The organism is Dyella sp. (assembly GCF_035508675.1).
Lineage (GTDB): Bacteria > Pseudomonadota > Gammaproteobacteria > Xanthomonadales > Rhodanobacteraceae > Dyella_B.
Map to the genome: position 1 here is coordinate 1 of NZ_DATJMN010000081.1, position 12,504 is coordinate 12,504.

The following is a 12,504-nucleotide window of genomic DNA, read 5'->3' on the forward strand; positions in this document are numbered from 1 at the left end:
GCTGGCCGGCCGACGTACGGGTGCATGGGTGTACAAGCGCGACTACGCCATGGGCGGCAAGCTGGGCCTGGCCGATGCGATCAAGCGCATCGCGGTGCCTGCCCTGCGTTCGCTGGTAACGGTCGACGCGCGCGACCGCCATTTCCACATCCAGAACTGCCCGCTGTGTCCGCCCGGCGGTCAATCCGGTTGCAAGTTTTTCAGTGGCTATCTGGAAGGCATGCTTGGCGCGTCGTTCGCACCGCAAGGGGTGTTCGTGCGCACGCTGCACTGCCGTAGCAACAACGGCGTCGGCGACTGCGTGCTGGAAGTTTCGCATTGAGGCAAGCGCGAAGGCGCGTGCAGGAGAGACAGCAAGAGAAGACGTAGACGACGCAGCACCTGCCCGCGCGAGCGCGGGCAGGTGCTGTACGCAAAAAGAGGTGCGCAAGGCCGAGCGCCGCGTGCACTGCATTGACGACTCGCAACCGGAGGTGGAAGCCATGTCTGCTCATCAGCATTACAACATGCTGCTGGTTTTGCTCTCGTATGTGGTATCCGTGCTCGGATCGTTCACGGCCTTGCAGCTGGCCGTCGCCATTCCGCTTGCCACCCATGCGCGCCAGCGCATCATGGCCGTGCTCGCGGCCGGTGCGGCCATGGGCGTGGGCGCGATCTGGGCCATGCACTTCATCGCCATGCTGGCGTGCGACATGGGCATGCCGGTGAGTTACGACCCGGTGTTGACGACGCTGTCGGCGATCATTGCCTTCGGCGCCTGTTCGCTAGGGTTGTTTATCGCCAGCAGCGGCGCTTTCAGCTGGGCGAAGCTGGTTGCTGCGGGGATCTGCATGGGGCTCGGGGTGACCGGCATGCATTACCTGGGCATGGCGGCGGTGATGATGGATGCGTACACCAGCTACGACATGAACCTGGTGGCGGCATCCATGCTGATTGCCATCGTCGCGTCGATCGTTGCGCTGTGGCTGGCGTTCAACCTGCGCGGCCCGGTACAGATGGTCGGTAGCGCCCTGGTGATGGGCTTGGCCGTGTGCGGCATGCATTACACCGGCATGGCTGCCTTCAACATCGAGGAGAAGGCCGCACAAACACCGGCCGGCTTTGCCAGCGGCATACGCGGCGGCAATCTCGGCACGAGCATTTTCGTCGTGACGGTGGCGCTGCTGGTGGCGGCATTGCTGATCCACTACAAGCGGCAGCAACGGCGGGCCACGCTCAGTATTTGAGTCGGTGTGCTGCGTAGAAAGCGCTAGAGCGCCGCCAGATAAGGGAACGGGTCTACCCGTTCCCCGTCGCGGTGGATCTCAAAATGCAGGTGTGGGCCGGTCGATTGGCCGGTCGAACCGACCTTGGCGATCAGCTGCCCTACTTTTACGCGGTCGCCGGCTTTCACCAGCAGCTGGGAATTGTGCGCGTACAAGCTGCGGTAGCCGTTGTGGTGGTCGATCACCACGAACTCGCCGTAGGAGCGATCGCGTTTGGCGGTGATCACAGTGCCTTCGGCGACCGCTTGAACAAGCGTGCCGGTGGGCGCGGCTAGGTCGATGCCGCGATGGAAGACGTGGCCGCTGCCGAACGGATTCGGGCGCTGTCCGAAATCCGAGGTGATGCGCGCCAGTGCCAGCGGCATGCCCACTTCGAACGGGTGAAACGTTGCGGCTTCGTCCGATGGTATGGGGTCAGACGATGTCGAAACATCCGCGTTCTCGTAAAGCCGCGACAGCGTGTGCCAATAAGGCGATGTGTCGGCCAGCCTGGCATGGAGTTTGTCAGGCAGCGCGAAGGATGCAGGCGTTGCGGCGATTGGCGTGCCTGGTTGCGCATCTGCTTGCCATGCATGCAAGACCTGCAGCGCCAGCCAAGTGCCGAGCATGCCGGCGAGCAGCGCTTTCCCGCGCAGTTGGATGGCAGTGAAGGCAATGCGATGGCAAGCGGCGGCGAACATGGGTTTGGCATGCGTCCAGGTAACAAGGCGGTGCGATAGGCACACGGCCTAGTGAAGCAAGGACATGTCCGACCCGATATAGGATTAGAGCGAAATGGCCCAAGGGGGGCGATGAGCCTGGAACGTCTGCGCAAAAAAGGCGCCTCAATGCAAGGCGCTTAGTGATGGATGCCCATGGCGGCGGCCGCCGGCGTGCCTTGGTCCACGTTGTCCTGCTTGGCCACCGCGGTGTTCGCCGGCAGCAGGCTGGCCGGCAGTAGCTTGTCCAGCTTGCCCTTCATGCGCAGCACGGCGACGCTGGCCATGTCCTTGTCAAACAACTGTTGTTGTGCATCGATGGCCGGCGGCGTGGCGCCAGGTGCGCGCGTGAGTTTGGCGAGCGATGGCGCGAGCACTTGCGTCAGTGCGAAGTACGCATCGTCATGAATGCCGGCACGCTCCAGCAACAAGCCGGGCAGCATCCAGGATGCCATCTCCATGTGTTGCGGCTGCCCCGGATTGCGTGGATCGACCAGCAGCCAGGTGCCGGCCTGCGACAGCATGTCCTGGCCGTCGACAAAACCGGTGGCGCGGAACGCGCCGGCGAGGCCCGGCAGATGGTCGCCGTAAAACAGCAGCAAAGTCGGGCGGCTGCGTTTGGCGAGCAAAGCGGCGAGACGGCCGAGTTCGGCGTCGGCATGCTGCATGTGATACAGGTAGGTCTGCACCTCCACCTTGTCCTTGGCGCTGATGGCGGCAGGCACCGGTATCGCGTCGCGCGCAGCCGCGTCGCGCGGCGGCACGTCGTACGGTCCGTGCCCTTCCAGGCTGATCGCAAACAGGAACTGCGGCGGCCCGTTGTCTTTCAGCTGCGCCATGATCTCGTCGGTCATCGCGCTGTCGGCCATGTACTTGCCGTCCATCGGCGCATTGGCCGGGAAACCGGATTGGGAGACGAAGCGGTCGAAACCCAGCGTCTTGAATGCGGTGTCGCGATTCCAGAAGGTGGGATCGTTGCCGTGGATGGCCACCGTTTCATAACCGTGCGCGCGCAAGCTGCGCACCATGCTCGGCACCACCTTGTCATGCAGTTGCAGGTACGGGAACTGCATATTGCTGAAATAGCGCAGCGACAATCCGGTGAGCACTTCGAACTCGGTGCGGATGGTGCCGCCGCCAAAGGTAGGCACGTGCAACGGCCCGCTCATGCCTTCGGCGGCGAGGCGATCGAGCTGGGGCGTGAGCTTGGATGCTTCGTAGCCGCGCATGATGCGTGGATCGAAGAACGACTCGCTCTGGATCACCACGATATCGGGCCGGGCCGTGTCGGGAGCCACCGGCGCGTGCATGCGTGCGCGCACGGCATCACCGGTGGTCTGCAGCAAGCTGCTTACGGCGCTGGGGTCGGCCTTCTGTTTAGCGCGTCGGTCCTGCAGGTGGAACATCACCAGCGAGCTGACCAGTCCGGAATGGCTGGTGGTTGCCGCGGCGGACCAGGGCTCCATCCACAACTTGTGGCCGCTGTAAAGCGTGCGCCAGCCCGGCATGCCCAGCAGCAAGGTGGCGAGCGTGGCGCCGAGCAAGCTGCCGGCCAGGAGGCGCTTGCCGCCGGTGCGCGGCGCGAACAGTGGCGGCTCGTAGCGCCACATCGCGATGATGACCGCGAGTCCGCCAAGCAGGGCCAGATACGGCCAGGGACTGTGCGGCAGATAGCTGCCCAGCACGTGCAGGCCGCCCTTGTGCAACTGGTCGACCATGCGGAAATCGGCCGGCAACAGCGGCGTTCCCAGGTTGAGCACCTTCAAGGCATTGACCGCGTACACCACCGCCTGCACCAGGTAGGCGAGGCCGAACGAGAGCAAGGTGCGCCGCGTCAGTACCAGCAACCACAGCGCCAGCATCAGGCCGGGCATGGCATTGGCCAGCGGGAAGGCCGGTTGCGCCACCAGCTGTGCCGCCGCCACGCCCTGGTTGCCGTCCAGTAGGCCGGTCAGCAGCACGAATGCGGCCATCATCGCCAGCACCATGATGGCGCGCGTGGCCATGGAGCGGCTCGACAGCAATGTGGGGAAAGCGAGGGCCATGCGGTCCGCGACCTGTCATCTCGTGGGATGCGGACTGTAACGTGAATGACATGAATCGGTTGTCACCCGTCTGGCGGATGTTCATATCGCAGGCAGAAAGCCTTCAGCAAGTCGAAGAAAATCTAAAAAGGCCGTCACCCCGCGATAACGGCTTTGACTGTACCGGCAGCCACTTAGAGCGTTTTCTGCAGGCTGTGCCAACGTCGGCGATCAGGCCGCATCGGCCAGCATGTGAGAGGAGGCGAGGCTGCGCGGGGGCTCGCCGAGCAACTCGCCATACCAATGCGCGACCGCGGCTTGTGCGGCCACTTCGCCCAGGATCAGCAGGGCCGGCGCGCAGATGGCATGTCGTGCCGCCAATACGGGCAACGCGTGCAGCGTCCCGGTCAGGGTGCGCTGCTGGGGCAGCGAGCCGTTCTCGATCAAGGCGAACGGCGTATCGGCGGCGCGTCCGTGCGCAAGCAATTGCTCGGTGAGCACGTCGAGCTGGCTCACGCCCATGTAGATCGCAAGCGTTTGACGTTCCTGCGCCAGCTCCGACCAATCCAGCGTATTGAAGGATTGCTGGCAATGCGCCGTAACCAACCGCACGGATTGCGCATGAGCGCGATGTGTCAGCGGTACGCCGCTGTAGGCCGCGCAAGCAAGTGCCGCCGTGATGCCGGGTATCACTTCATAGGCAATGCCGTGCTCGCGCAGGAACTCCAGTTCTTCGCCGCCGCGGCCGAATACGAAAGAGTCCCCGCCTTTCAAGCGCACCACGCGCTTTCCGGCGCGTGCATGCGCGAGCAGCAATGCATGGATCGTGGCCTGTGGCGTGTGCATCGCGCCGCCGCGTTTGCCCACGGCAATGCGTTCGGCGTCGCGGCGGGCAAGGTCCAGAATCGGCGCGCTGATCAACGCATCGTGCAAGATGACGTCCGCTTCGTTCAGTGCGCGCAGGGCATGCAAGGTGAGCAGGCCGGGATCACCCGGTCCGGCACCGACCAGCACGACGGAGCCGTGCGGAGCCTGTCGGACTGTTGTCTTTTCACCTCGACCACTCAAGCCCGACAGGCTCGTGGGGGCTGCTTCTTGCTCCGCCAGTGCATCGACCAGTTGCTGCTCCGCCTGGATAGGTTTTGCTGCGCGCAGCAGGGCATGCACCGGACCGTCATGTAGCCAGTCATAAAAACGGCGGCGTGCTGCCAGATGCCGGCGACGCGCACGGATGCGCGCGCGATAACGCTGTGCGAGCTGTAGCAGCGGTCCCAGTGCAGGGTCGAGCAAGCTTTCGAAACGTTTGCGCAAGCGGCGCACCAGCATCGGTGCCACGCCACCGCTGGAAATCGCCACCAGCAGCGGCGAGCGGTCGATCAAAGCCGGTACCTGGAAGCTGGAAAGCGCCGGGTCATGCGCCACATTCACCAGCCGCTGCCTGGCGTGTCCATCGGCGGCAATGTGTGCATTGAGGGAGCGCGAACGCGTAGCGGCGATCGCCAGCCAGGTTCCGTCGAGCCATTCGGCCTGGTAGGTGCCTTGTCGCCAGGTGATGCGGCCCGTGCGCGCCCATTCCCGCAATTCCGGCGCCAGCACTCGGGCGCCCACGGTGACACGGGCGCCGGCTTTCAACAGCATGGCCGTTTTCCGGGCTGCGACGTCGCCGCCGCCAACCACTAGCACAGGGCGGTCGCGCAGATCGGCGAACAAGGGGTAAAGCAGCATGGAAGCGTCCGGAATGCGCAAGTATGCGAACACGCTAATGTTTCCATTCGAGCATTGGAAATGACCGCCAGGCGCGAAGATATGGCCGGATGGCATAGGCTGTTTCATCACGCTTGAGAGACATTTAGATGTATAGACGTCCAAATAACGCTGTGTTAAGGTCGGGCGATGACCGGTACATGGGCCGGTGGAGGTGCGAGGTTCGTGATGAAACGCCGTTCAGGGTGGTTCGTGAGCTGTATGTGCTGCGGCATGCGTCGAGCACACCCCTGCACGCCATTCATCCCGGAGCCCATCTCATGACCCTTACCCAACTTCGCTACATCGTCGCCATCGCCGACGCCGGCCTCAACATCACCCTCGCCGCCGACAACGTCCACGCCACCCAGTCCGGCATCAGCAAGCAGCTCAAGCAGCTCGAAGGCGAACTGGGCTTCCAGGTGTTCACCCGCCGCGGCAAGAGCCTGGATGCAGTCACGCCTGCCGGTGCGCAGGTACTGGAGCGGGCTCGCAGCATCCTGCATGAGGCGCGCAACATCCGCGCCCTGGCCGCCAACCTGCGCGAGGAAGCGCAGGGCGAACTGTCGGTAGCTACCACGCACACCCAGGCGCGCTTCGTGTTGCCTGACGCCATCGCCCGCCTGAAGCAGCAATACCCGGACCTCGGCGTGCACATTCGTCCGCAGGGCGAAGGCCGCGTCATCGGCTTGTTCGAAAGCGGCGAGGTGGACCTGGTCATCGTCAGCACCAGTGGCCAGGCGCCGGAGGGCGGCATTGCCGTGCCGCTGTTCCGCTGGTATCGCCGCGCCGTAGTGCCGAATGGACATCCGCTGGCCAAGCTTGGCCGTCCGCTGCGCATTGAAGATCTGGCCGACTACCCACTGGTCAGCTACGAGTCTTCGCTGCAGCCCGAATCGTCGCTGCGGCGTGCCTTCACCGCCGCCGCCCTGACCCCGCGCATCGCCTGCACCTCGGCCGATGCGGATCTGATCAAGACCTACGTGCTCGCTGGCCTGGGCGTGGGCATCCTGGCCGAAATGGCGATCACTCCTGCCGACTCCCGTGAACTGGTCGCGCTCGACATCGACAAACTGCTGCCGATCTGCACCAGCTGGATGGTTCTGCGCCGCGACCACGTGCTGCGCAGCTACGTGGCGCAATTCGCGCGGCTGGTGGCGCCGCAGATCGATGAGGCGGAGCTGCGCCGCGTCGTCGCCGGGCACGCCGAGCCGAACTGGCCCGCGCCGCCGCTGTGGGGCGAGCTGCAGCAGCGTCAGGTACGGCGAACGGTGACGCGCGCCGCCTGAGCGCGGATGGTTGCTGTCTTGGATGCGTCCTTTTCTGCGCGCTGGGTAGGAAGGCGGGCTCTTCATCGTCTGCAAGCAGAAGCGCACAGGTTTTTAAATCCAGGCCGACGGCGCCGGCTTTCGCCCACGTGACACCATGGAATACGTTTCGCTGCATGCATGGACGCAGATCCCTGTGTCGCAGCGGACGTTCCACGGATATCACTCAGGAGAATTCTCATGGCATCTCAATCTTCGTCCACGCCCAGGCGCATAGCAGCCGGCGCCCTCGCATCGGCCATGCTGCTTGGGGCAGGCATGGCAATGGCGCAAAACCTCGACCTGGACAAGGCCGTGTCCACCGCTGGCAAATGGGCGGCCCAGGCTGATGCCGGCAAGGCCGATGCCATGTGGAAAGCCAGCAGCCCGACCATGCAGAAGAGTGTCACGCAGGACAACTGGACCAAGTACATCACGAACTTGCGCGGCGCCGTGGGTAATGAATCCGAGCGCACTTGGGTGGGCGTCAGCAAGGTCGACAACCCGAAAGATCTTCCGCCCGGCCAGTACCTCAACGTGATCTATGCCACCAAGTTCGCCAAAGCGATGACGGTGGAAACCGTATCCCTGGCAAAGGGTTCCTCCGGCTGGCAGCCGATCGGCTACATCGTGCGTGAAGCGAACCCAAATGCTGCTGCCGCCAACAACGGCAACGCCGCGCCGTCCGATGCTCCTGCACAAAAGGCGCAACCGGCATCCGGCAAGTAATCAACGGTTTTACAGCTAAAAGCCGCTGCCCATCAGCATCGGGCAGCGGCTTTTAGCATGCGTCACACCAATGCCTGGGTTTGCAGCCACTCAATAACCTTGTCGGCCGCCGCGCTCACCGACACTTGGCTGGTATCGACGCGCAGCTCCGGCGCAACCGGGGTCTCGTACGGATCGTCGATGCCGGTAAAGCCCTTGATCTTTCCCGCGCGCGCTGCCGCATACAGGCCCTTGCGATCGCGTGCTTCGCAGATTTCCAACGGCGTGGAAACGTGGATTTCCACGAAGCGACCATGCGCTTCCACCAGTTGCCGCGCCTCGGCGCGTGCATTGGCGTAAGGCGCGATCGGCGCGCAGATCACAATGCCGCCGTGGCGCACCACTTCGCTGGCCACGAAGCCGATGCGCGTGATATTGGCGTCGCGATCCTCGCGCGAGAACCCCAACCCTTTCGACAGGTGCCGGCGCACTTCGTCGCCATCCAGCACGGTCACCGGACGGCTGCTGGTTTCCAGCAAGCGCGACACCACCGCCTGCGCCAGCGTGGATTTGCCTGAGCCGGAAAGGCCGGTAAAGAACAGCGCCAACCCCTGGCGCGCATTGGCCGGATGACGCTCGCGCAGAATCTTCACCACGTCCGGGAAGGTGAACCACTCTGGGATCGCCTCGCCGTTATGCAGGCGGCGGCGCAGCTCGGTACCGGAGATATCGCGCACTTCGTCGTCCGGCCGTACCTCGGTCTGCGGTACGTAGGTGTCGCGGTTTGCGGCATAGACCATGGCCGGAAACGGCACGACCTCGATACCGAGTTCTTCCTGGTGTCTGGCCAGCAGTTCCTGCGCGGCATACGGATCGTAGAACGGCTGGCCCTGCGAATCCTTGCCGGGACCGGCGTGGTCGCGGCCGACGATGAAATGGCTGGCGCCGTAGTTCTTGCGGATGATCGCGTGCCATAGCGCTTCGCGCGGCCCGCCCATGCGCATCGCCAGCGGCAGCAGCGACAGCGTGGCCAGGCCGGCCGGATAGTGCGCCAGCAACGTACGATAGCAGCGCACGCGCGTGTAGTGGTCGACGTCGCCGGGCTTGGTGCGGCCCACCGAAGGCTGGATCAGCAGTTTCGCGCCCACCTTTTCCGCGGCGCGCAAGGTCAGCTCGCGATGCGCGCGGTGCATCGGGTTGCGCGTCTGGAACGCGACGATGCGATGCCATCCGTGCTGGTGAAACCAGTTGCGCTGCTCGCGCGGGCTAAGGCGCAGCGCGGTGAAATCGTAATGCGGTGGCGGCTGGATGCCTTGCACGCGTCCGCCCAGATAGACCGAGCCGGTGCAGTCCAGCAGCTCGGCCACGCCCGGATGGCTGCGGTCGACGCTACCGAATACCTGGCGCGCTTCGGCGATGCGATCGGGGAAATACACCTCTTCCACAGTCAGCACCGCCAGCGGCGTGCCTTGCGTGTCGTTGAGGCTGATCTGCGCATTTTCCGGCAACTTGGCCGCAAACGCCTCGTCCACGTCCAGCACGATCGGCATCGGCCACAGTGTGCCGTCCGCCAGGCGCATTTCGTTCACCACGCGATCGTAATCGGCGCGCCCGAGAAAACCCTGCAGCGGCGAAAAGCCGCCGTTGAGCAGCAATTCCAGATCGCACAGCTGGCGCTGGTTGAGCGTCCACTGCGGCAGCGAGGCGCTTTGCCGTTTCAAGGCTTCGGCTTCGGCAGCCGGAAGATACAGTTCGCGCAGCACGCCACCGTGCGGCGCGGTCAGTGTTTCGAGTTCGGCCGAGACCAGTTCGGCGGCGAGGGCTTTCATGGTGTTTCCTTCAATGCTTTTATCGGGACAGTCTTTATCAGGATCGAATGAAGAGGAGTGAGAAGTGACAGTGGCGAACCAGCAGCGACCACAACGACTTCGGCAAGGAAAGCGTCCAGCAGCCTGGGGTGCTGATGCTTGTTGCGTGCTTTGCTCTCACTTCTCACTCATCTCCACTCGCCTTCGCTTTCATACGTCCAGGTGCAACCCGCATTCGCGCTTGAGGCCGAAAAAGCGGGTGTCCTCCTCACGCATGCCGGGTTCCCAGCGGCGTGTGGTATGCGTATCGCCGATCGACACATAACCCTGGTCCCACAGCGGGTGGTAGGGAAGGTCGTGGCGGCGCAGGTACAGGCCCACGTCGCGATCGGTCCAGTCGACGATGGGATGCACCTTCCAGCGTCCGTGCCGATGCTCCAGCACCGAGGCGGCAGCGCGGCTCAGCGATTGCTGGCGCCGCAGGCCGGCAAACCAGGTGCCGGCGCCCAGCTCGGCCAGGGCATGCTGCATGGGCTCTACCTTAGCCAGCCGGTTGTAACGATCAAGCCCCTCCCGCCCCTGGTTCCACAGCTCGCCGTAGCGGGCCTGCAGCCAGGCGGGCGAGAGGCTAGGGCGGATCACGTGGAGATTGAGCGAAAGCCGTTCGGTCAGCGCATCGATGAAACGGTAGGTTTCCGGAAACAGATAACCGGTGTCGACCACGATCACCGGGATCTCCGGCAAACGCTGCGTCAGCAGGTGCAGCGACACCGCCGACTGGGCGCCGAAGCTCGAAGAGAGCACGTGCCGCCCGGGCAGGTTTTCCAGCGCCCAATCCACGCGTTCTTCGGCGCTCAGCGCAAGCAGCCGGGCGTCGAGCTTGTCGCGTGCGCGCGCATCCAGGGCGGCTTGCTCGGGCGTGGGCAGCGTCATGCGAAAACCTCCGCATCAATGGCATGACGCGTGGCGGGCAACACGCCACTGCGCACGAGGAAGTCGCCGAAGTGTTCGTGTTCGTTCCGTCCGGCGGCAAAGCGGGCGAACAAGTTGTCCAGCTCGGCGAGGATCTCGCCCTCGTCGATGTTCTCGCGCACCAGGCGGTTGAGCCGCTGGCCGGCAAAGTCCGCGCCCAGGCGCAGGTCGTAGCGGCCAATGGCGCGGCCGACCAGGGCGATCTCGCCTAGATACGGGCGCGAGCAGCCGTTCGGGCAGCCGGAAAGGCGTAGCACGATCGGTTCGTCGCGCAGCCCGTGGCGATCGAGCAGCGCCTCCAGCTTCGGCAGCAGTTGCGGCAGATAGCGTTCGCTTTCGGCCATCGCCAGGCCGCAGGTCGGCAAGGCGACGCAGGCCACGGCATGGCGGCGAATGCCGCTGAGCTGGCGATAGCCATCCAGTTTGTACTCGGCCACCAGCGCATCGATGCGCTCGCGCTGCGCGGCTGGCACGTTGGCGATGATCAGGTTCTGGTTGCAGGTGAGGCGGAAGTCGCCCTGGTGTTCCTCGGCGATCGCGCGCAGCCCGCTCAGATGCGGCGCATCAGGATGATCGGCGAGGCGTCCGGATTCGATCTGGAGGGTGAGATGCCAGCGGCCGTCGTCGCCTTCGGTCCAGCCGTAGCGGTCGCCGTTGTGCTCGAAGCGGTAGGCGCGCGAAGGCTGCAGCGCAAAGCCGATGCGCTGTTCCAGCTCCGCCTTGAAGGCGGCCACGCCCATCCGGTCGATGGTGTATTTCAGGCGCGCGTGCTTGCGTTCCTGGCGGTTGCCGTGGTCGCGTTGCACTTCGATCACGCCTTCGGCCGTGCGCAGCAGTTGTTCGGGCTCGATGAAGCCGATCACGCTGCCCAGGCGCGGATATGTGCTGGGATCGCCGTGGCTCGCGCCCATGCCGCCGCCGACAGCCACGTTGAAGCCGAGCAGTTCGCCGTGCTCGATGATCGCGATCAGGCCCAGGTCCTGTGCGAACACGTCCACGTCGTTGGTGGGCGGCACGGCAATGCCGATCTTGAACTTGCGCGGCAGATAGGTCGGCCCGTACAGCGGTTCGCTTTCCGGCTCGCCGCCGGCCACCAGTTTCTCGTCCAGCCAGATTTCGTGATACGCGCGTGTCTTCGGCTTGAGATGGTCCGACAAGCGCTCCGCCCAGCGATACGCCTGCCGATGCGCGGGCGTTTCCACCGGATTGGCGCTGGCGACCACGTTGCGGTTCACGTCGCCGCACGCGGCGATGGTGCTGACCAGCGCCTGGTTCATGGCGGCAATCGAGCGCTTCAGGTCGCGCTTGAGAATGCCGTGTAGCTGGAACGTCTGCCGCGTGGTGATGCGCAGCGTGTGATTGGCCCACGTGCGTGCGATGTGGTCGAACGACAGCCATTGCGCGGGGCTCAGCACGCCGCCAGCCAGGCGCGCGCGCACCATGAACTGGAATGCCGGCTCCAGCTTCTGCTTGCGGCGCTCTTCGCGCAGATCGCGATCGTCCTGCTGATAGCTGCCGTGAAACTTGAGCAGCTTGTTGTCGTCCTCGCTGATGGCGCCGGTCACCGGGTCAGCCAGGCTCTCCACCAGCGTACCGCGCAACAGGCGGCTATTGGCCTTGATGCGTTCGAATTCTGAAAGGGTCGCGCCGCTCATCGCCTACCTCAATAAACATCGCGGGCGTAACGGCCCTGCTGGATCAACTGGCTCAGCCAGGCTTCGGCATCCTCGCTCGAACGCGCGCCGTGTTCGGCGACGATCGCGACCAATGCCTTGTGCACGTCCTTGGCCATCCGGTTGGCGTCGCCGCACACGTACAGATGCGCGCCGCTTTCCAGCCATTCGTAGACGTGGCGGCCTTGCTCGATCAGGCGATGCTGCACGTAGCGCTTCTCGGCCTGGTCGCGCGAGAAGGCCAGGTCGATGCGATGCAACTGGCCGCTCTTCAAGGCCTGCTGCCATTCCACCTGGTACAGGAAA

At 64.5% G+C, this 12,504-nt stretch carries 9 protein-coding genes and 2 pseudogenes; 4 read left to right on the forward strand and 7 right to left on the reverse strand.

Translation table 11 applies throughout. The features are described 5' to 3' along the window. Together VMA74_RS04640 and VMA74_RS04645 are read left to right on the forward strand one after the other, a co-directional pair. Positions 1-322: pseudogene (locus tag VMA74_RS04640) on the forward strand (hypothetical protein); the annotation flags it as partial. 160 nt (positions 323-482) lie between these two features. Next, entirely contained in the window at positions 483-1,226 is a 744-nt protein-coding gene (locus tag VMA74_RS04645) for an MHYT domain-containing protein (protein ID WP_325365282.1), read from the forward strand. A gap of 23 nt (positions 1,227-1,249) precedes the next feature. Here VMA74_RS04645 and VMA74_RS04650 read toward each other — a convergent pair whose 3' ends face one another. From VMA74_RS04650 to cysG, 3 genes are all read right to left on the reverse strand, one after another. Continuing rightward, positions 1,250-1,945: a M23 family metallopeptidase gene (locus VMA74_RS04650; RefSeq protein WP_325365284.1), complete on the reverse strand. Its 696-nt coding sequence runs from the start codon at positions 1,943-1,945 to the stop codon at positions 1,250-1,252. Positions 1,946-2,103: 158 nt separating this feature from the next. Continuing rightward, the gene (locus VMA74_RS04655) at positions 2,104-3,969 is read right to left on the reverse strand and encodes an LTA synthase family protein (protein ID WP_325365286.1); all 1,866 of its coding nucleotides are present in this window, start codon (positions 3,967-3,969) and stop codon (positions 2,104-2,106) included. Positions 3,970-4,218: 249 nt separating this feature from the next. Further along, positions 4,219-5,712, reverse strand: a complete 1,494-nt coding sequence (gene cysG, locus VMA74_RS04660) for a siroheme synthase CysG (RefSeq protein WP_325365298.1) — start codon at positions 5,710-5,712, stop codon at positions 4,219-4,221. 299 nt (positions 5,713-6,011) lie between these two features. Between cysG and VMA74_RS04665 the strand changes: the two genes are divergently transcribed. Both VMA74_RS04665 and VMA74_RS04670 read left to right on the forward strand, forming a co-directional pair. Next, positions 6,012-7,019, forward strand: coding sequence for a LysR substrate-binding domain-containing protein (locus VMA74_RS04665; protein WP_325365288.1), 1,008 nt, complete (start codon positions 6,012-6,014; stop codon positions 7,017-7,019). A gap of 219 nt (positions 7,020-7,238) precedes the next feature. Further along, positions 7,239-7,766 (forward strand): DUF4019 domain-containing protein, encoded by a 528-nt coding sequence (locus VMA74_RS04670; protein WP_325365290.1) that lies wholly within the window; start codon positions 7,239-7,241, stop codon positions 7,764-7,766. Positions 7,767-7,828: 62 nt separating this feature from the next. On the opposite strand, the gene VMA74_RS04675 is transcribed toward VMA74_RS04670, so the two are convergent. The 4 genes and pseudogenes from VMA74_RS04675 to VMA74_RS04690 all read right to left on the reverse strand — a co-directional run. Next, complete coding sequence (locus tag VMA74_RS04675; protein WP_325365292.1) at positions 7,829-9,574, reverse strand: bifunctional sulfate adenylyltransferase/adenylylsulfate kinase; 1,746 nt, start codon at positions 9,572-9,574, stop codon at positions 7,829-7,831. A 189-nt stretch (positions 9,575-9,763) separates the two neighbouring features. Then, positions 9,764-10,486, reverse strand: coding sequence for a phosphoadenylyl-sulfate reductase (locus VMA74_RS04680; RefSeq protein WP_325365294.1), 723 nt, complete (start codon positions 10,484-10,486; stop codon positions 9,764-9,766). Beyond that, complete coding sequence (cysI, locus tag VMA74_RS04685; RefSeq protein WP_325365296.1) at positions 10,483-12,180, reverse strand: assimilatory sulfite reductase (NADPH) hemoprotein subunit; 1,698 nt, start codon at positions 12,178-12,180, stop codon at positions 10,483-10,485. Before cysI ends, VMA74_RS04680 begins: the two co-directional genes overlap by 4 nt. A gap of 8 nt (positions 12,181-12,188) precedes the next feature. After that, positions 12,189-12,504, reverse strand: a pseudogene (locus tag VMA74_RS04690) (assimilatory sulfite reductase (NADPH) flavoprotein subunit); the annotation flags it as partial.